Below are 21,077 nucleotides of genomic sequence, written 5' to 3' on the forward strand. Positions count from 1 at the left end.
GCAACAACGCGCGCTGGACTTGCTTCGCGTTCCCCTGTAGCGCTTTTGTACCCAGTAATCAACCTCCCGTTTGGGTTTATCTCCCAGAGTATTATATACTTATGACTTTTGAGGGGGGGAACTTCGGCCTAACCACTGACCCGGATTTCCACACCATCCAGAGCTTCCCCCTCCACTGGATTGATTTGAGCCAGGCAACCTCCAAGTGAGTTTCTTTCTCCCAAAAACAAGATATCTTTTTTCTGATGCCCTGGCAAAAAGTATTTTTATCTCACGACAGATACGATATATAGTAGTTAATTGATGAATGAAACCACTATATATTGTGTCAAAAAGAGGGAATTTGACTTTCTGCCGGATCGTCTTTTAAGAATAGAGATAAGAAGAAAGAATAGAGCGGTAGGCGGAGTGGGAAACAATGGAATAATACCAGTCTGCATTAAGTTCCTTCGCCTTCTGGGAGAGGGTTAGGGTGAGTGCGAGGGTGAGTTGATCGTAAGTTTAATAATATCAACCATCACCTAACCTCTCACAATCTTGGGAGAGAGATTTGAAAAGCGACAAATTCAAGGGTGATTGGAATAATAGACCAAAGGGGAAGCGAGTCGCTTCCCCTTCGCGCTTTGCGTCCCTCGAACGAATCGTCATCCCAATCGCCATGGCTTGCGGTATTCGTATTGCAATAATTTGTTCGCCTCTTCGTTGTTGGTGAAACGCTCGCGTACAGGGTCCCAATCCAGGCGGGAGCGCGTCGCCAGGGCGATGTTTGCCAGGTGCGCGAAAGTGGTTGAGCGGTGTCCCGTTTCCAAGTCGCAATGGCAGCGTTCGCGCGATTTCGCGCAATCGAGGAAATTGCGCACATGCTGATCGGTCAGATCGCCGTCCATACGGCCTTGTTCCACCGCCTGGATATTGCGTTTCTTCGATTGGAACTGGCCGCCTCCCGTGGGAACGATTTTATATCCTGCGCCTTCCGCCGCCGGGTAGAGGTTGCCTTTCGTTCCCCGGAATTCGATCTCTCCGTCGCTTAAGGGATCGCCGCCGCTCGCTTCGTATTGTCCGAAAACGAGCAAGACGCCCGACGGCAGTTCGAACGTGGCTTCCATCGTCGCTGGGATGGTGCGGTCGTCCTCGAATCCGATTTTCGATCCATGCGCGGAAATGGAGACGGGCGCTTCCTCGTTCAGCACCCAGCGGATGGCGTCGCAATAATGCACGCCCCAATTGCCCATTTGGGAAGAATAATCCTGCCACCAACGGAATTTGTACGGCGAGATGTTGGTTTGAAATTCCCGTTCCTCTCGCGGCCCCAGCCACATATCCCAATCGAATCCTTCGGGAGGCTTGGCGGGATCGCAATGGCCGATGCCTTTGGGAAACATGTTGCTGACGCGGTAGGCTCGCGCCACGGAAACCGTTCCGATGCCCCCGCCCTGAACCAATTGCGCCAGATGGGCGTACATCGTAGAGGAACGCCGATGCAAGCCTACTTGCACAACCTGCTTCGTGCGCTGGGCGGCCATTACCATGCGACGGCCTTCATGAATGGCAATCGACAGAGGCTTTTCCACGTATACGTCTTTGCCCGCTTGCACGGCCATGATGGTTTGAATGGCGTGCCAATGGTCGGGAGTGGCGATGCATACGGCGTCGATGTCCTTTTGCTCCAAAAGACGGCGGAAATCCAAATAACGCTGCGGTTCCGTGGGGAATGATTCTCCCATTTTGGGTATGCGCTCTCCCAGCGCATCGAGCCAATCCTTATCCACCCGGCTGCGGTCGCGCTGCAAGTAGGGTTCGTAGACGTCGCAAAGAGCGGCGATTTCCGCGTCGCCATTCTTCATGAAACTGCTCAACAATTGGCTGCCCCGGTTGCCTACGCCGATAAAGCCCATGCGGATGCGATCATTGGCGCCGCGCGCGGCGGATGCGCCGATTCCTCCCCAACCCAGCGCCGCCGCCGAAATCGTTAACATCTCTCTTCTTGTGGCCAGTTTTTTCGTCATCGCGTTTTCCTCCTCAGGCTATTCGCGCCGCCAAGATCGCTCCGCCGCCCCATCGAAGGAGTTGGCTTTACATCCATCATAAAAAAAATTGTTTTTATTTTCGAGGTTTATTCTCTCGGCGGCGTCAATTTTTCGGCGGGAAAGGATAAAGAGGAAAGAAATCGATCGCTTACGTCATATCATTCTATTCCAGAGAAATTTGCACTAATCGGTTGGCGGATTCGCGCAGTTTGTTGCATAGTAATTTAATAATCGTTTCCGCGATGGTGGGCGAACGATGCAATAGCGCTTTCAATTTGAATTTGCTCAATTCGATGAGATAGGAATCTTCCATAACTACAACGGTGGCCGAACGGGGCATTTCATCGAAGATGGCCAGTTCTCCCACGATATCCACCGGCTTGATATCTCCCAGGACGACGATTTCTCCATCCTTCTCCCTTATGACTTGCAATCGTCCCGACAACAACAAATAAGCGCAACGTCCTACGTCGCCTTCCCGGATCAAAATCGAACCCGCTTTCATGGTGAAGGCGTTTCCCGCCGCGCTCTTAAAGGCGCTAGTTGACATTTTTCTTCCTCTATAGCGGTGAAATACTCGAATGGATCAATCGGGGGCGCGTCTTTCCGCTTATCCGCCGTCCCGATCGACGATCCTTCTCTTTCGAATAGAGTATGATATCACTTTTTTCCCAAATTTTAACTTCTAAATAATTCGTTTAGAAGACATTGCCTGCAAGTTATAGTATCATGAAATAAACAAGCCGCTTAAGAATTTTTTTAAAAACCATTATTAAAAAGAAAGTCCGCCTCAAGCGAGGCGGGCTTTTTACATCGATTTGGATAAGATTACTGAATGTTCGTTATTTTAAACGTATAAATATTTTGCGTGGAAACATCGCCTTTATATCGCTGCGGAACCTGAATGACGAGGTTTTCGCCTTCCGCCGTCCACGGCAAGGCTTCTTCCGCACCCAACAATTGAACGGTGGAGTTGGCGGCGGCTTTCACGCCCTTCAAAATCAGCTTCTCGCCCGGCCAGCGCGGCGTGATGGCGTAGAGGTCGCTTTCCTTCGCCGTGAAGAAGGCTTCGATGACCGCTTTTCCGTCCTTCGCGTTTCCAATCACGTCGTTGATGTCGTATTTCACCATGAACTGGCCGCCATAGTTGGCTTTGGGGATTTCTCCTTCGCTCCACTGCCGGTTTTGCTTCCAAGGCCGCGTTCCGTAGATAGCCTCGCCGTTACCTTTCAGCCATTCGCCGATTTGAATCAGCCGTTCTTCCATAATGACCGGGATGCGTCCGTCGGCGGTGGGGCCGATGTCAAGCAGCAGGTTGCCGCCCCGGCTGACCAAGTCTACCAGCATCAACGTCAATTCCCTCCCGGTTTTATAGTCGTTCAATGCCTCGTTGCGGTTATAGCCGTAGGAATGGCCCATGCCCCGGTTCTCTTCCCACGGATGATCGGATTCCAGGCCGGAAGTATATTCCGTCGTGTAGTAGCCGCCGTGGACGTGGCGGCATTCCTTGCCCCAGCGGTCGTTGACGACGACTTCTTCGCCCACGGGGGTATCGTTATAAAGCCATGATAATAGTTCCTCGCTCTTCCATTCGCTGCTGGGCAAGTCCCATTCGCCGTCGGAGAAAATAATGGAGGGCTTATAACTCGCAACCACGTTCTTGAATTGCGGGATCATGTGCTTCTCGATGTAGGTCTTCTTATCCGCCAGCCATAGTGGGTTGTACCATTCGTACAACGAATAATAGAAGCCCATGCGCAAACCCGCCGCCCGCACGGAATTTCCCAAGTCGCCCAGCAGGTCGCGCCGGGGGCCGATATCGACGCTGTTCCAAGGCCGCCCCCAGCTGCGGTTGGCTTCCTCGCTGGGCCATAGGCAATAGCCGTCGTGATGCTTGGAAGTCAAAACGACGTATTTCGCGCCCGAATTTTTGAACACTTCCGCCCATTGGTTGGGGTCGAACATCTCCGTTTTAAAGAGATGGGCGAAATCATGGTACTGAAAGCCTGCGCCGTAGGTTCGTTCGTGAAAATCCCATGTCGTACCGGACTTGATTACCGCCATTCCGCCCATTGAGTTCCAATACCACTCTGCGTAATTGTCCTTCGGCGCCCAAGAGGGAACGGAATAGACGCCCCAATGGATGAATATCCCGAACTTGTCGTCTTGAAACCACGCGGGCATGGGGCGTTGATCCAAAGAATCCCACGAAGACTCGTATTTCGGCGCCGCCAGCGTCCCCATAGATGTCATACAGGCTAGAACGAAAACGGCTGCCGCTATCAGACGGAGAAAAGAATTCTTTTCTCTTTGCATTTTTATAAACCTCGTAAATTTGGATAGGAAAGAAATCACTAAATTTTAGGATAACGCGATCCGCGAGAGAAATAAATAGGGGGCATTGCAAGACGGCAAAGACTCAAAGCAATGTACTGACCTGTTACATTTTTCCAATTTAAAAAAAGCAGATTTGCGGGATGGATTATTCGACCAAGATATCCAACTCAAATCGGAACCACGGCGGGCGATTCTCCGGCGAGCGCGTATATACCGCTTGAAATCCTTCTCCTTCGTTGGCTAACTTTCCCTCGGCGAGCTTATAATGAAAGCCGGTGACGACATTACGGTCGTCTTCCATCCGTTCGCCGGGAATCGCTTGCTCCAGCCAAATCGCTTCCGGCGTAATCCAGATTAATCGCCGCTCATCCACTTTCGCCCCAATTTTCGGTTGGCGATGCCAGATTTTGCTTTCATTCCACACTTCTACTTGATAAACCATTCCTAAAATAACGCGGCAATTTTTTTCGTCTTTAGGCGAGATGACGGCGTTCCAGCCGAATCGATCCCACATCCTGAAGGATTGCAACGCGATAAGGGACAAGGGATGCTCTCCGTGGATGAAATATGTCGGATGAAAGGTCTCCACCGCGTCCCGTTCGCAATCGGCGTTGGCGCCATCCCTTTCGCCATGCCATTTTCCCGCGAACGATCGAAAAACCTGGCCGTCGAGTCCACTGGTATGGAATCCCGATAGTTTTTCCACCAGTCTTTCCCGCTCCATCCGGAATTCTTCCAGCCCGGGGCGACCCTCCAAAGGATTTTTCGCCGCATCGACGAACTGAAGAACGGCGTCCGCCAATTGGTCAACAAGAATAATCCCGTTCTCCCCGATGCTAAAAAGACGGCGGCGGAAGGTTTCCGCTTCCTGCATCCCTAGTTCGAATTGTTCCAGTTTTTCCGGGGGCGCGGGCTTTTTTTCCTCGCCGCCGATAGGAGCGGGATAGTACCAGTATTCCAGGATCGTCTTTTCCAAACGCGGAAGCCGCCAGGCGCGGGCGTATTCCAATGCGAAGGGCTTGCCTTTCATGCGGAAACTGCCGCTCCCCTCCCAGACGGCGTTATAAATGGCGCAACCTCCCATCGAGGCTCTTATCATCCACAAACCTGCCGCCAGGATAAAGAAAAATCGTCCCGCATCGGCAGCGGGGAAGGGAAGCCAGCGATGAGGCTCTATGCGATAAATGAGATAGAAGCATAAAACGATGGCGAGCGCGGCGTTGAGCGGCTTCCAATCCATGCCGGTTGGCCGCTTCCATGCGGCAAGCGCCGCCAGCAGCAACAGCGCCGTCAGCAGGTAAAGTTGGACGCCGGCCGCGATCATTCCATCGCCAGTATCCCGCTTCGCGCGGCGCTCTTCCCAAAACGAATAGAGAACCAAAACCAAAACCGCCATCCAAAAAATAAAAAAGAAACCGCTTTTAGCGGATAACGCCGCCCAAGGCGCAATTCTCGCAGCGCCTAATGTCAAAACTCCGCTGAGATAAAGCGGGAAAAAGCGATGGGATAAGGGCGAACGCCGGCAAAACAGCGCCGCTCCTAACAATAATGTTAGAACCAGCGCGTCGACGGAATCCAAAAGAAGACCGTAGACTACTTGCTCGAGGGGCGCGCCCGCCATGTTTTCACCTTTATTCAATCGAACTCGGAATTCGCAATGAAATTATACGGCGCGAAAGGACTGCCTGTAAATCGCTTTCATGCCGAAGTTGTTTTATCGGAAATCATCCGAATGCTTTTCCATTTCCCCGACCTGAATCGCAGCATGTAGATCATTCCCAGCAGCATCAGGTAGATTGTCGCCCACAACCAGGCGCCGAGAACGCCCCAATGGGTGAAACCGACGATCGCCCAGGTTCCCGGCACGAAAAGCAGCCAGGCGCAAACCACGCTCGCCCACATGGCGAACGCCGTATCCCCCGCTCCCCGCAGCGCGCCGTTGAACGTGATGTTCATGGCGTCGGAAATTTGGTACAATCCTACCAATAGCAGCGTCTTCGCGCCGTATTTCACGATTTGATCGAAGGGAATCTCCGTATTCGCATAATCGCCTTGAAAAAGTTTCATTAAGGGCGTGGGAAAACAAATATAGATCGCGGCGAAAAAAATCATGTAAGCTTCCACGCTATATAACGAAGTATAAACGCTTTTCTCCGCCGTAACCAAATCCTTGCGTCCGATATATTGCCCCACCAGCGCCGACGTAGCGACGCTGGCGCCCATCATGGGAAAAAAAGCCAGCATATTGATGGCGAGAACGATATTGCTGGCTGCCAGTTCGATGTTGCCCAACCTCCCGATCAGCGCGACGAAAGCGGTGAAGGAGCCGACGTCCAGCATGAATTGCGTTCCCACCGGCGCCCCGTATCGAAACAGGCTTTTCATCAAGGGCGGATGGATGCGCAAGGCGCGAGTATTATAGATTTCATGGTTGGCGCGGGAGAGAAAAAGAATAAAATAGAACAACGTCGCCAATCCCTGCGAAATGGAGGTCGCAATCGCCGCTCCCTTGATGCCCCAACAGGGAAATCCCCAGACTCCGAAGATCAGCAGGTAATCCAATATCGCGTTGATTATATTGGCCGCCATATTGACGGCCATAATCACCTTCGTCTTTCCCCGTCCGGAATAAAAACTGCTCAATGCGCTGTTGACGATGAAAAAAGGCGCTCCCGCCAGGCACCAGCCGAAATATACTTTCTCCAATCCGGCGATGCGGGACGAGTGGCCGAATAGATCGATGACGGCGCCGCCTAGCGGATAGAGCAAATAACAGAATACGCCGCTGGCGAAGGAAAGAATAATCCCCTGCCACGCCGCGCAGCCGATCTCCCGCAGCCGTTCCGCCCCGTAAAATTGCGCCACGAAAGTATTCGTATATTCGCTGATTCCCAGAAAAAAAGCGATGACGGTGAAGAAGAGAATCCCCGCTGGAACGGCCGCCGCAATCTCTTCCGGACTCGACCAGGAGAGAAACAGCCGATCCACAAAATTCATCAGCGTAATGGATACGTTGCTAATGACTAAAGGATAGGCGATGGCAAGAAATTCGCGGAATCCTCCCGGTTTGAACGGTTTTTTGATTTGAATGGACATAGATCCGAATCGATTCGCGGCGCAGAGACGATAACTTTCCGAAAAAAATTCGATAGTACGGCTTTATTGGGTAATAACAAATGGCTCGAAGCGCCCAATTTTTCGCCTATAATAGCGTGAAGAACGATTGCGGGAATGAATTCCGCTCTTTTTTTGAGGATGGCTCATCTCCGTATTGATTATCCTATTGGAGAAAGTACATTGAAATGGCTGATTTACCAACTCCCAAGAAAGCCTGCGCTTTCATTCGTTTTCCCGAAATCGTCTTTGCCAGCGGCTATTCGCATAGCAGCCTGTCGATACTCCTCTTCTATCTGAGATGACAACGGTTGGGGAGAATTGGTTATTTCTTGATGCGCCAATAGGTATTTCCTTGGGGGAAACTCGATTTTTTTTCAATTAAAAGTATATTTTAATAAGTATATCCGTGGATGGCGATTCATTCGATCGCTAGGAGAACATCTCCGAGATAAAACATTATGACAAAACCCGCCTTGCTTCTATCGGACGATATTGTGAAACAGCTGGAAGCGATCTCGCTCTATCAAGCTCTCTTTCCGGAATTGGCGGGCGCGGAACAACCTTGGGAAGTCGACTACAATTCCTTCCAGGACCTGCGTTATAAATTCCATGAAATTGAAGACGGCGTCCGCGCCGCCTATCCCGATCGCGAAATCACCTGCGTCATCGCGGGAAAAGGCGCTTTTTGGCTTCCGCAATCCGGATTGGATTTATACCGCGATCAAGTCGGGAAAAATTTGAAAGCGCTGAAAGAGGACGGCCCCATGCCCGTCTGGCAATTGACCACGGCGGAAATGTTCGCCAATCATATCGGCAATCTGCGCCAACTGGTTATGGCGGCGGCTCACGATATGGTTTTACTGAACCAGTTCAAGGAGTCGTTGGGAAACAATCATACTTTTCTGAATCGGGAATTCGAAAATAGCGAATTGCACGTACGCGGCCTTCTCGACGAGTTGAAAGAACAGGGAGCGCATCTCTCTTTCTCTCTATCCGAAAACATCATGCTCGCCGAGCGCTGCCGCATTACGCAAGAATTGTTAAGCCGAGGCGAACTAACCTCCAAACAGCTGGGATACGATGAAAAAACGTTGGAAGAAGCCATAAAAATCCTCGACAGCCGCCTTAAAAAAAGAATGCCTACTTATCAGCGCCGCATTATGGCTGTTCACAGCCAGGCCAAGGATTTATTGCGCGGCGGCGAAGTTACGCAACTCACTCGCGTCAGCCGATGGGATATGGCCTACGCCTTTATTGGAAAGCCGCCGAAAGGCTATCAGGGACAAGCCGTGGCGGCGTATATGGAAAGGGAAGGCATGACGGCGGTTGTCGCATCCCGCGAGGAAGAACTCGGCGCCAGCGAAAAAGGCAAGGAAGCTTTAGTCATAGCCCAAGAAGCGGTGGAAGCTAGAAAGGCGCCTGAAGCGGCCCCCATCCCCGCCGTGGAAGGCGCGCCTCCGCAAGCGCAAGCGCCCAAACCGGAGAAGAAGCGCGTCCGAGGCATGGCCTTTCTGGATCGAAAACGGTAAGAACGCTGTTGGGATGCGCCCTGCTGGCGGCGAAATCGCCGAATGGCGAATCCGTGAATCTCTACGGCTGGAGCTTCGCCATCCCCTCAACGATATTGGCGGGACGGAGCGTCCGGGCTTTTCTTCCTGCAATCGCCGGGAGCCTTTTCTCGGGTGGGGGGGGCTTATTCCAAGACGCAAAGCGCCGACTGCGCCAACAAGTTGGGGAGAAGCGATACCTTGTGACCGCAGTTGAAATAAACAGATTGTACGATCTTGATCTTTTTCAATTCGCAAAACCGCCGAAAATCTTTAATGGAAAAGAATTGAATATTAGGACCGTCAAACCATTCGTAAGGCAGGGAGTCGGTAATCGGCGCCGTGCCGTAGGCGAAGAGTTGCCAACGCGCCTTCCAATACCCGAAGTTGGGAAAACTGATGATTCCCCGCTTGCCCACTCTCAGCATCTCTTCGATGGCGAGATAGGGTTTGCGCACTTCCTGCAGCGTCTCGCTTAGGATGACGTAATCGAAAGATTTGTCGGGGTAATCCTTCAGCCCTTCGTCGATGTCGCCGTGGTGGACGGACAGCCCTTTTCCGATGCACTTGTAAACCTTCTCTTCCGCCACTTCGACGCCGACGCCTTGAACGTCCTTCTCTTGTTGCAGCCGCAGCAGGAGATCCCCTTCGCCGCAGCCGAGATCGAGAACCTTGCTGCCATTTTCGATGAGTTGACAAATAATATCGTGCTCGTACTTGTATGGCCCGCAAGCGTTAGATGGCATACGTCAGGGATTCCTTTGACAAGTTGTTGAGAAAGCCGCGGATCATTTCCGTTTGTTGTTCGCATTCCAAAAGAAAAGCGTCATGCCCGTAATCGGATTTGATTTCGCAAAAGCTTACGGGAATTCCATTCATCTTCAAGGCTTTGACGACCTCCTTCGATTGGTAGGGGGGATAAAGCCAGTCGCTGCTGAAGGCGATGACCAGAAAACGCGCCTTCACGCCTTTCAACGCCGCGATGAGCGAAGGGCGCCCATCCGACAGATCGAAATAATCCAACGCTTTAGTGATATAAAGGTAACTGTTGGCGTCGAAGCGCTGCGTAAACGAAGCGCCTTGATATTGCAGGTAACTCTCCACCTGGAAATCCGTCAATAGGTTGAAACTGACGCGTTCGCGGTTTTGCAGGCGCCGCCCGAATTTTTCGTGCATGGATTGGTCGCTCAGATAACTGATATGCCCCACCATGCGCGCCACAGCCAGCCCCCGCGACGGGGGTTCGGAATCGTAATAATCGCCGTTCTTCCAGTTGGGATCAGCGACGATCGCCTGCCGTCCTACTTCGTTGAGGGCGATGTTTTGCGCAGAATGAATCGCCGTCGTGGCGATGGGGATGACGGAATGGACGAAATCGGGATAGGAAACGGCCCATTGCAGCGCCTGCATCCCGCCCATCGAGCCGCCTGCAACGCACAGCAGCCGTTTGATCCCCAATCGATCGATCAATCCCTTCTGAACATTCACCATGTCTTTGATGGTGATGAAGGGAAACGATAGGCCGTAGGGTTTTTGCGTTTCGGGATTGATGGATGACGGTCCCGTGGTTCCCCGGCAGCCGCCGATGCAATTGGAACAGATTACAAAGAATCGATCCGTGTCGAAGGCCTTGCCCGGCCCCACGAAATTGTCCCACCATCCCGGCTTGCGGTCGTGGGGAGTGTAATACCCCGCCGCATGGTGATCGCCCGATAAGGCGTGCAGCAGAAGGATGGCGTTATCCCTTTCCGGCGTCAGTTTTCCGTAGGTCTCGTAGGCGACGCGGATCGGACCCAGCTTGGCGCCGCAGTCCAATTCCAATTCGCGGGGCGGGACGAACAGAGTAAGAAACTGCTCCGAAACGATGCCCACCGATCCGGCTTCCGGTTTATAAGGTTCTTTGTCGGGTTCTTTTCCTTTTGTTGTCATAATCGCGAGCCTCTTGCATAATCACATCATTCATACCCCATGCCTGGGGGAGGTTGGAATGGAGTAGATTTAAGTCTAATAAAATCAACCCCCCTCTAACTCCCCCCCAACTTGGGGGGAGAATATATAAGCAGATTTTATCATTTTTGCAAGAGCCTCATTATCCCGATTATTATACCTGAGCCAAAGCTTGATCCAAATCTCCGATGATGTCGTCGATGTTCTCGATGCCGATGGAAAGGCGTACGAAGTCCGGCGTAACGCCGGCGGCTCGTTGTTCCTCTTCCGAAAGCTGCTGATGCGTGGTGCTGGCCGGGTGGATAATCAACGACTTGGCATCGCCTATATTGGCTAGATGGGAGAAGACCTTCACCTTCTCGATCAGCGTCTTGCCCGCTTGCAGGCCGCCTTTGACTCCGAAGCCCAGCAATGCGCCATACAATCCGCGCTTGTGATATTTCTTGGCGACGGCGTAATACGGATGCTCCGGCAAGCCGGGATAATTGACCCAGGACACTTTGGGATGGCTTTTCAAGAACTGCGCCGTTTTCATGGCGTTCTCGCTGTGCCGCTCCATGCGCAGGGGCAGAGTTTCCAGCCCTTGCAGGAAGAGAAACGCATTGAAGGGCGACATGGCGGGGCCAAAATCTCGCAACAGCACCACCCGCGCCCGGATGGCGAAGGCGATATTGCCCATGCCGGGGAAGTTGCCAAACGTTTCCCAAATGTTCAATCCATGATAGCTGGGATCGGGTTCGCTGAATTGGGGAAATTTGCCGTTGCCCCAGTTGAATTTTCCCGAATCGACGATGATCCCGCCGATGGAGGTTCCATGTCCGCCGATGAATTTCGTCGTCGAGTGCATGACGATGTCGGCGCCATGTTCAATAGGATTGACCAGGAAGGGACTGGGCGACGTATTGTCGATGATAAGGGGTATCCCTGCCTCATGAGCGATGGCGGCGACGGCTTCGATTTCCAACGTATCGAATTTGGGATTGCCGAGCGTTTCCGCGAACAAGGCTTTGGTTTTCGGCGTAATGGCTTTGCGGAAATTTTCCGGATCGTCCGGTTCGACGAATTTTACGTTCAGGCCGATTTGGGGAAACGTATAATGGAACAGGTTGTAGGTTCCGCCGTAGAGGCTAACGGAAGAGACGATCTCGTCTCCGGCCTTGGCGCAGTTAAGGCAGCTGAGAGTGCAAGCCGCCTGTCCCGAACTGACGGCTAAAGCGGCGACGCCGCCTTCCAACGCGGCGAGGCGCTTCTCCAACACGTCCGTTGTTGGATTCATAATACGGGTGTAAATATTGCCGAATTGCTTTAGGGCGAATAGATTGGCGGCGTGTTCGGAGCTATCGAAAACGTAGGACGTCGTTTGGTAGATAGGAACCGCGCGCGCGTTGGTGGCGCTGTCGGGCGTATGTCCCGCATGAAGCGCCAACGTTTCAAACCGCAAGTTTTGATCGGCCATAATTCGTGCTCCTTGTCGAACATCGGTATAATATAAAATTGCTGCTATTCGCCATTAAGCGGATTAGCGATGCTTATCCTAAAACGGTAGACTTGGCGAAGGGTGATGCAGCGGCGATGTTTTTTTCAGAGGGGATCCTCTTCGCGCCATCCGCTTGGTTGTATGCGCTTATAGAAGATAAAAAATAGTAGTCTTTGCCCGTTTGGAAAAGGCCTAAACCATCCTTGATAAGAAGATTTCTACATTTTATGTAGAGAATTATAGAAAAAATCGATTTTCTTTCCTTTTTCGGCGCAAAATAGCCCATGAATAGAGAATACTTACTCATGTTACTCGCAATGGGTAATTGAAGGAATCTTTTGCTATCGTCGTTTGAATCACGAAAACACGAAATGAAAAAGAAAAACACGAAAAAAGAAAAGAAAAACGGTTTACGCAAGGAATCACGTTGTGCGAAAGATTTTTCCGTGAAATCCAGAAGAATCCGCGATATCCGTGATTCGAAAATTCGTGGATTTCTCCATTTTATCGTGGTTTCGTGATTCAATAACGCAAAATAAATGAGGCCTATGCGCTTCGATTGAACAATTCTTCGCAATGACCACAAAATCCCTGCCTGGAAGACAAGCGAACATTTACTGCGTAATATGAGTTACTTGTTTCCGGCCCTGTACGAAGCCACGGCAATGAGTCCATGCGTTATTGCAACCGATTCAATATTGGAAAATGGAATAATTTTGGGAAATTCTAGTACGAATCCCGAATCGCTGGCGTACCGTCCACCTAGTTGAAATTGAAGGGCGATTCTGATATTCTCCTTCGATAATGCCGTTTTCGATATTTGGGAGTGATAACATGTCTAAGAATCGAATGGATCGCCGGGGATTTTTTGAGAAATCGCTTTGCGTCGCTACGGGAGCGGCGGCGGGATTTAGCTGGGAAGAAAAGACCTTACTGGCGCAAGAGGCGGACGCCGTCAAGCCGGATTCCGCGCCTATAGGCGCAGGCTTGCCGATGGGAAAAATTGGCGGCGTTTCCATCAGCCGCATTATCTGCGGCGGCAATCTCATCGGCGGCTATGCTCATTCACGGGATTTGATCTACGTCTCCTCGTTATTGCAAAACTATTTCACGCAAGAGAAAATCATTCAGACGTTGGAACGATGCGAAGAGAACGGCGTCAATACCGTCGTAACCAACGTCAATCCCCGCGAAGGCGACGCCAAAACCACGGAGATCCTGCGCAAATACCGCCAGGAGCGCGGCGGCGCCATTCAATGGATCGCCCAATGCCAGCCGACATCGGAAGATATCGAATCCAACATTCGGATCGCCGTGGACAACGGCGCTTCCGGCGCTTTTCTTATGGGCGGGTTGAGCGATTTATGGGTTAAAAACAAGAGGCTCGATCTCATCGCTAAAGCGGTAGAGACGATCAAGAAGAACGGGATTATCGCGGGCGTCGCAGGGCATTCGCTGCATGTTCCTATGGAATGCGAGAAAGCGGGAATCGATCCCGATTTCTACGTTAAAACCTTTCATCGCGACGATTACTGGTCCGCCACGCCCAAAGAAAACCGCGTGGATTTCAGCGTCGATATCGCTTCGCATAAGGAGCATGACAAGGATCACGACAATATTTGGTGTATCGATCCCGAAGAGACGGCGGCGTTCATGAAAACCGTCAAGAAGCCTTGGATCGCCTACAAAGTCCTGGCGGCGGGCGCCATTCATCCCCAAGAAGGCTTCCGCTATGCTTTCGAAAAAGGCGCGGATTTCATTTTGATCGGCATGTTCGATTTCCAGGTGACGGAGGATGTTCTTATCGCCAAAAAAATCCTTTCGGAAAAATTGCCGCGCGAACGGCCTTGGTTCGCCTGATGAATGATGAATGATGAATGATGAAAAACATGGGATGTTTCAAGGGCAGAAATGATCTTGCCTTAACGTCCAGTCTCCCTGTCGCCTTTTCGCCTAGGTGGGTTGCGCTTCGCTTTAAGCCCACCCTATGCAACTTTTCTTGGATTGAATCACGAAAACACGAAGGAAAAAGAAGGACGCGAAAATAGCAAAAAAAAATTAGAAAAGGATTTCGTTAGGGATAACGGCGGGAAAGGATTTCTTCCGTGGAATCCAAAAATCTTCCGAGAAATCCGCGATTCGAAATTTTCATGGTATTGCGATTCTATAACTCAGCAAGAAAAGAATATTCGCTTCTGCTATTGACTCATCCCTCCGACTTGCGGGTAAAGATCAGCCCAAAGGACAAGGGAACGGAAATGCGCAGTATGAAATTATTATCTTAAGGTATGATGCGATGTCTAAAATCCAGAAATCCAACGAAAATCGCCGCCGCTTTTTGCAAAAATCCGCCGCCGCCTCGGCGGGAGCGGCGCTAGGCTTCGGCTTCGAGGAAAGTATTCTGCGCGCAAGAGCCGAGGATGCGCCCGCCGCCAAACCGTCCAGCGCGGCAGTTCGAGATTTCCCGCAAGGAAAACTGGGAAACCTCTCCGTCAGCCGCCTCATCTGCGGCGGCAACCTCATCAGCGGCTTCGCCCATAGCCGCGATTTGTTATACGTATCTCCGTTGTTGAAGCATTATTTCACAGACGAAAAGGTCTTCGATACGCTGGAACTTTGCGAGGAGATGGGCATTAATAGCGCCATCCTGCGCCTCGATGAGGATACTCTGCGCATCATCAATCGCTACCGCAGCGAGCGCGGCGGCCAAATCCAATGGATCTGCCAGGCGAAAATTACGCCCAATGATCTAACCACCGAACCCAATAAAGCCATCGACGCCGGAGCGCTCGCCGTCTTTATCCACGGCGGCGTCGGCGATAGTTTCGTTGGGGAAGGGCGCGTCGATCTTTTGGGCAAGGCGCTCGAAAACATTAAGAAGCAAGGTGTTCCCGGCGGTCTGGCGGGTCATGCTCTGGAGTCGGTTCAAGCCTACGAGAAAGCGGGGATTGGCGCCGATTTCTATATGAAGACCATCAATAGCAAAAGCTATTGGTCCGCCGGTCCCATGCCCAGACTGGACAGCGTTTGGGAGGAAACGCCCCAAGAAACCATCGCTTTCATGAAAACCGTTAAAAAGCCTTGGATCGGTTATAAAATTTTGGGAGCGGGCGCCATTCGTCCCGAAGAAGGCTTCCAGTACGCATTCGAAAACGGCGCCGATTTCATCTGCGTCGGCATGTTCGATTTCCAAATCGCCGAGGACGTCATCATCGCCAAAGATATCCTGGCGGATAAACTCAAACGCGAACGCCCGTGGTTTGCTTAATGTAAATGGAGTAGAAAATAGTGGGCTACGCTTCGCTTTGAGCCCACCCTACGCGACTACTTCGCTCGCAAGTTATAGGGACCGTTCGAGAACGGAGTACGAGTTTCTTTTTTGTCGCGTTTTTGAATCACGAAATCACGAAAAGGCTAGAATTGCACGAAATTTTTGAACCACGAATAGCGCGGATTCTTTTTAATTACACGGAAAAATCGTTCTCAAAACGCGATTCTTCGAGCCAACGTAATTTTCCTTTTTTTCGTGTTTTCATTTTTTATTTCGTGATTTCGCAATTCAATACGATAAGCAAAATAACTCCATCTTGTTTTTATTGCGCATAACATGAGTTATATATTCATAATCCTTATGGAGTAATAAACTATCGTGAAAAATCTCAATTCGAACGCACCGTTGCAACGCCGCCGTTTTTTAAGTTCCGCCGCCCTTGCCGCTGGCGGATTGGCTTTGTCCTCGCGCGCCTCGGCGCAGAACTCCGCGCCCGCTGGCGATCCCGTCAAAATCGCTTTGATCGGCGCAGGAACTCAAGGCCAAACGCTGCTGGGCGTTTGCATGAAAGCGCTCAACGTCCGCGTTGTGGCGGTTTGCGATATTTGGGAAGCCTATAATCTCAACCAAGCATCCCGCATCCTGGCGGGTTTCAAGCAAGAGCCGCATCTCTACATTGATTACCGAGAAATGCTCGCTAAGGAAAAAGAACTGGAAGCGGTGGTCATCGCTACGCCCGACTTCTGCCATGCGGAACAAACCATCTCATGCCTTCAGGCCGGTTTTCCCGTCTATTGCGAAAGTCTCATGTCCAATACCATTGAAGGCGCCAAGAAGATGGTTCAGGCCACTAAAGAGACGGGCAAACTGCTGCAAATCGGCTTCCAACGCCGCAGCAATCCCCGCTATCGCTTCGCTTACGAACATATTGTCAACGAAACCAAAATGCTGGGTAAAATTTCCGCCGCCAATGGACAATGGAACCGTCCGGTGCAAACCGACCGCGGATGGCCCAAGCGCGCGCCCCTCGCCGAAGCGGCGCTGAGCCAATACGGCTACGCCTCCATGCAGCAATTCCGCAATTGGCAATGGTACAAAGAATTAGGCGGCGGCCCCCTTGCTGAGTTGGGTTCGCATCAGCTCGACGTGTTCAACTGGTTTACCGGCATGACGCCTAAATCCGTCATGGCTTCCGGCGGAACGCTCTTTTACGACAAAGAGAGCCATCAATGGAGCGATACGCTGATGGCGATCTTCGAATACGCATCGGAAAAGGAAAATCTGCGCGCCTTTTATCAGACCGTCAATTCCAACAGCAACTTCGGCCATATCGAAAATTTTATGGGCGATCAGGGAACGCTCTATCTTTCCGAATCCGCCGCCCGCGTTAAGGTTTACCGCGAACCGGCGGCCCCCGATTGGTCCAAGTGGGTGAAACTGGGGATTCTGGAATCGGAAGAAAAACCGAAGGAGGAGAAAAAGCCGGAGGGCGCGGTTCTCGACGTGCAGGAGACGGTGATTCCTCCCAGTTTCAATCTGCCGGTCAAGTCGAGCGATCCGGTTTTCAAGCCGCACTTAGAAAATTTCTTCAACGCCGTTCGCGGCAAGGAAAAACTCAACTGCCCCGCCGAGACCGCCTATCCGGCGACGGTGTTGACGCTGAAAATCAACGAAGCGGCGCAAAGCGGGCAGAAGATCGAATTCAAGCCGGAAGATTTTCTTGTTTAAAGAATTTCGGAATTTATTGATATGCCGGTTATATAATCATTGATGGGTCAAAAAACGCGACCCATCCTACTTTATTTATGAATAAGACTTGCCTTCTGCTCGCCGTCTTCTTCGTTTGTCTATCGTTCGCCGCTTCGGCGGCGGAAGAAGCCAAGCCTCCATTACTCGGCGACGAGAGCGATGGCAGCCGCGCCGTTCCCGTGCATTGGATTCCTTTGCTTGACGAAGCGGGCGTGGAAATTTCTCCCGATGACGATCCGCTGCTGCCCTTTTCGCCGCGCCAGACTTGCGCCAACAAATGCCATAGTTACGACGCGATTCAAACCGGCTGGCATTTCAACGCCGCCGTCAACGCAGCCGCTGGCCGTCCGGGCCATCCGTGGATTTTCGTCGACGCGGCAACGGGAACGCAAATACCCCTTTCGTTGCGCACATGGCCCGGCGCCATCGATCCCGCGCAGGCGGGATTGACGCCGTGGAAATTCGCACTGAATTTCGGGCGACAGTTGCCCGGCGGAGGCTACGTGGAGACTGCGTCCTCCAGCGATCCCGCCGAGACCATGCGCTTATTCGTTTCCGGCCAGTTGGAGATTAACTGTCTTGCTTGCCACGACGCCGATCCCGCTCACGACCAAGCGGAATACGCCGTCCAGATCGCCCGCCAGAATTTGCGCTGGGCTGCGGCATCGACCAGCGCCTTCGCTTTCGTTTCCGGCTCGGCCAAAAATATGCCGGATACGTACGATTATCAAATGCCGGAACCGCCTAGCGATCCTCAACTGATCCCGCCTTCGATCGCGTATAAAAACGGAACCTTCGACGATAAGAAGCGAGTCTTTTTTAATATCGTCAGAAAAATTCCTAACGAGCGCTGTTATTTCTGCCATTCCACTTCCGCCGTGAACGAAGCGAATTTGGGCGAATGGGCGGAGGATGAGGATGTCCACGTCGCTGCCGGGCTGGCCTGCGTTGATTGCCATCGCAATGGTTTGGATCATAACATGATTCGCGGGTATGACGGGGAAGCGCAGTTCTCCAACAATCCCCTCGCGCCCGCCGCGACTTGCGAGGGCTGCCATTTGGGCGTAGAAGGATTGGATGCGCCCGTTGCAGGCCGCTTCGCCGCGCCGCAGCCCCGGCACGCTGGGATTCCCCTCATCCATTTTGAAAAGCTGGCTTGCACCGCCTGCCATTCCGGACCTTGGCCTCAACATCAAACAGGCCGCGTCAAGACATCGCTGGCTCACGGCTTGGGAACGCATGATGTTGATAAAGCCAACGACGCGGCGCCGCTGATCGCCTCGCCCGTCTTTGCGCGACAGGCCAATGGCAAAATCGCGCCGCATAATCTCGTCTGGCCCGCCTATTGGGCGACGATCAAAGAGAACGAAGGAACGCCCATCCCCATTACCATTGTCAATCAAGCGGCGGCCAAGGTGCGCGAAGCTTCCTCATTCGCATCGATTACGCCGGATTTCATTCGCAACATACTGCAACAACTCGCTTCGGATTCGAAGTTGCCGGGGCGTCCCGCTTATATTAGCGGCGGCGTTCTTAGGCAATTGGACGAGAAAGGCCAGATCGCCGCCTCTGCGCAGGAAGCCGCTAAACCTTATCTTTGGCCTATCGCCCACAACGTTCGACCGGCGGCGCAATCGCTGGGCGCGCGCGGCTGCGCCGACTGCCACGCCTCCGATTCGCCCTTCTTCTTTGGAAACGTCGCCGTCGATTCGCCGCTGTCTTCCGACCGGGAAACCGCCAAGAGGATGATTGAATTTCAAGGATTGTGTCCGGAATACATAAAAGTTCTGGCTTTTACATTTCACTTTCGTTTTTTTTATAAACTTACATTGCTGCTATCGGCGCTCGTCATTGCTATGATTGTTCTTACTATAATTGTAAATAGCATGAATCGTTGGATGAACATTCGGAATGATGAATGATGAATGATGAATGATGAATGATGATCTCCTATACAGGATAAAATGTCGGATGGGTTGCGTTATTTGACCTATCAATATTTTATAATGTTGAGCTTCATGCATAATTCCATTTTTCCTCCCCCAAGTTTGGGGGGAGAATTTAAAAAGTAGACTTTATCAATTTTACAAGAACCTCATGTTTTTAGCGGTATACTATGAAGAAATATTCTTGTTTCATCGCTCTTACAACCTTGGCGCTATTGGCGGCTACGGGATTTGGCGCTTGGCTTTTTTCTTCGCGCTATCTTTCTGGCTATACTCTTCTTCTCCACGTCGCCGCATCCGCTATTTTTTCAACAGCATTGGCGATATGGATTTTTCTGTCGGCGCCGGACTATCATTTAATCCACATAAATGTTATTCCTCTTAGCATAAAAATACTATTTTGGTTGATTGCATTACTGTCATTGCCATTAATACTATCCATCGCGGCCAGTCTTTATCCGCTGGCGTCCACAGCTATGCAAAAAACTCTTATCCAATGCCATCGCTACAGCGCGGCGTTGATGACTTTAGCGGTTGTTATTTTTTTATTCGTAAACAAACAATCCTTTTCCAGCGGCGAGGAATCCTCTCATTGACGCCCAATCCATCGCCCCAGCATTAATTCCAGAATCTCATCGCTTCGCCCATGAAGCGATGGCGGCGGTTTTCGAGATATTCGTCTCCCATCCCGACGCCTCCTACGCCGCACAAGCCGCCCGCGCCGCCTTCGACGAACTCGACCGTCTCGAAGGCGAACTCAGCCGCTTCATCGAAAGCAGCGACATTTCCCGTATCAACGCGGCGGATTCCGGCGAATCGATTATTCTTGGCTTAGACGCTTTCGATTGTCTTCGACAATGCGGGATTATTTTTCGAGAAACCAACGGCGTTTTCGATATTACTATCGGTCCTTTGATCGATCTTTGGCGAGGGAATCGAACGCCCAGTGAAAATGAAATCGCTGCCGTCCGCCGCCGGATTGGATTGTACCGTCTTCATCTGGACGAAGACCGTCATGCGGCGCGCTTCGATGGCGAACCTCCAATAGTCGATCTTGGCGGCTTCGGCAAAGGCTACGCCCTCGACGCGATGGCGGCGCTTTTGCAAGATTGGGACGTTTTATCCGCTTTCCTCCACGGCGGCGGCAGTACCGCCTTGGCGCTCGATCCTCCGCCGGGGATGCCAGGCTGGCCGGTTACGATAAGTAATCCCTTCCCGCCGGGACAAACGCTCGCCAGCCTCAGCCTGCGCCATCGCGCCCTCAGCGCTTCGGGAATGCGCAAAGGCCGCCATATTATCGATCCCCGCACGGCGCAGCCGGTTCTTTTCAACCGCGCCGCTTGGTCAGGCGCTCCCGCCGCCGCCGAGGCCGACGCTCTTTCCACTGCTTTTATGGTCATGACGTTTGATGAAATCGAACAATATTGCGCCAGTCATCCCAACGTCAAAGGCGCCATTCTTATGGAAGAAAATGCCCAAAAGGAGAATCCGCTGCGTTATTACGGATTATGGGAAATCGGTAAGTAAGTCAACGATGCGCATTCCAACTGCAAAGCTGGCCGTAAAATCATGCATTATTAAGGATTGCTACGAATCTGCTTGACAACCCCGATTTTTCTTTGAAAATTGAACTTAGCGAATCTTGCGAAAAGGGAGAAA

15 protein-coding genes are annotated in these 21,077 nt (G+C 51.8%); 7 read left to right on the top strand and 8 right to left on the bottom strand.

The genetic code is table 11. The annotated features are described in order from the left end of the window. Positions 1 to 644: 644 nt before the first annotated feature. The 5 genes from AB1656_17605 to AB1656_17625 form a co-directional block, all read right to left on the bottom strand. Positions 645 to 2,006: a Gfo/Idh/MocA family oxidoreductase gene (locus AB1656_17605; GenBank protein MEW6237202.1), complete on the bottom strand. Its 1,362-nt coding sequence runs from the start codon at positions 2,004 to 2,006 to the stop codon at positions 645 to 647. A 184-nt stretch (positions 2,007 to 2,190) separates the two neighbouring features. Beyond that, positions 2,191 to 2,577 carry a cyclic nucleotide-binding domain-containing protein gene (locus AB1656_17610; protein MEW6237203.1) on the bottom strand — a complete coding sequence of 129 codons (387 nt, stop codon included), beginning with the start codon at positions 2,575 to 2,577 and terminating at the stop codon, positions 2,191 to 2,193. Between the two features lie 278 nt (positions 2,578 to 2,855). Continuing rightward, positions 2,856 to 4,343: an alpha-L-fucosidase gene (locus tag AB1656_17615; GenBank protein MEW6237204.1), complete on the bottom strand. Its 1,488-nt coding sequence runs from the start codon at positions 4,341 to 4,343 to the stop codon at positions 2,856 to 2,858. Positions 4,344 to 4,509: 166 nt separating this feature from the next. Beyond that, positions 4,510 to 5,985 carry a hypothetical protein gene (locus AB1656_17620; protein ID MEW6237205.1) on the bottom strand — a complete coding sequence of 492 codons (1,476 nt, stop codon included), beginning with the start codon at positions 5,983 to 5,985 and terminating at the stop codon, positions 4,510 to 4,512. 77 nt (positions 5,986 to 6,062) lie between these two features. Then, a complete protein-coding gene (locus AB1656_17625; GenBank protein ID MEW6237206.1) occupies positions 6,063 to 7,460 on the bottom strand; it encodes an MATE family efflux transporter in 1,398 nt (465 codons plus the stop codon). 479 nt (positions 7,461 to 7,939) lie between these two features. Between AB1656_17625 and AB1656_17630 the strand changes: the two genes are divergently transcribed. Continuing rightward, a complete protein-coding gene (locus AB1656_17630) occupies positions 7,940 to 9,010 on the top strand; it encodes a hypothetical protein (protein MEW6237207.1) in 1,071 nt (356 codons plus the stop codon). A 164-nt stretch (positions 9,011 to 9,174) separates the two neighbouring features. Here the strand turns inward: AB1656_17630 and metW are convergent, their stop codons facing one another. The 3 genes from metW to AB1656_17645 all read right to left on the bottom strand — a co-directional run bounded on the left by metW (position 9,175) and on the right by AB1656_17645 (position 12,431). Continuing rightward, positions 9,175 to 9,774, bottom strand: coding sequence for a methionine biosynthesis protein MetW (metW, locus tag AB1656_17635; GenBank protein ID MEW6237208.1), 600 nt, complete (start codon positions 9,772 to 9,774; stop codon positions 9,175 to 9,177). Further along, positions 9,764 to 10,957, bottom strand: coding sequence for a homoserine O-acetyltransferase (locus tag AB1656_17640; protein ID MEW6237209.1), 1,194 nt, complete (start codon positions 10,955 to 10,957; stop codon positions 9,764 to 9,766). Before AB1656_17640 ends, metW begins: the two co-directional genes overlap by 11 nt. Before the next feature lie 172 nt (positions 10,958 to 11,129). Then, positions 11,130 to 12,431 carry an O-acetylhomoserine aminocarboxypropyltransferase/cysteine synthase gene (locus tag AB1656_17645; protein ID MEW6237210.1) on the bottom strand — a complete coding sequence of 434 codons (1,302 nt, stop codon included), beginning with the start codon at positions 12,429 to 12,431 and terminating at the stop codon, positions 11,130 to 11,132. An 855-nt stretch (positions 12,432 to 13,286) separates the two neighbouring features. On the opposite strand from AB1656_17645, the gene AB1656_17650 reads away from it, so the two are divergent. The 6 genes from AB1656_17650 (at position 13,287) to AB1656_17675 (ending at position 20,945) form a co-directional block, all read left to right on the top strand. Beyond that, on the top strand, positions 13,287 to 14,312 hold the full coding sequence (locus AB1656_17650) for a hypothetical protein (protein MEW6237211.1): 1,026 nt from the start codon (positions 13,287 to 13,289) through the stop codon (positions 14,310 to 14,312). A 436-nt stretch (positions 14,313 to 14,748) separates the two neighbouring features. Then, entirely contained in the window at positions 14,749 to 15,720 is a 972-nt protein-coding gene (locus AB1656_17655) for a twin-arginine translocation signal domain-containing protein (GenBank protein ID MEW6237212.1), read from the top strand. A gap of 381 nt (positions 15,721 to 16,101) precedes the next feature. Beyond that, positions 16,102 to 17,451, top strand: a complete 1,350-nt coding sequence (locus AB1656_17660; GenBank protein MEW6237213.1) for a Gfo/Idh/MocA family oxidoreductase — start codon at positions 16,102 to 16,104, stop codon at positions 17,449 to 17,451. A 77-nt stretch (positions 17,452 to 17,528) separates the two neighbouring features. Further along, positions 17,529 to 19,394: a hypothetical protein gene (locus AB1656_17665; protein ID MEW6237214.1), complete on the top strand. Its 1,866-nt coding sequence runs from the start codon at positions 17,529 to 17,531 to the stop codon at positions 19,392 to 19,394. 194 nt (positions 19,395 to 19,588) lie between these two features. Next, a complete protein-coding gene (locus AB1656_17670; protein MEW6237215.1) occupies positions 19,589 to 20,014 on the top strand; it encodes a hypothetical protein in 426 nt (141 codons plus the stop codon). Positions 20,015 to 20,072: 58 nt separating this feature from the next. Continuing rightward, positions 20,073 to 20,945, top strand: coding sequence for an FAD:protein FMN transferase (locus tag AB1656_17675; GenBank protein MEW6237216.1), 873 nt, complete (start codon positions 20,073 to 20,075; stop codon positions 20,943 to 20,945). Positions 20,946 to 21,077 lie beyond the last annotated feature (132 nt).

The organism is Candidatus Omnitrophota bacterium, from assembly GCA_040755155.1.
GTDB lineage: Bacteria > Hinthialibacterota > Hinthialibacteria > Hinthialibacterales > Hinthialibacteraceae > JBFMBP01.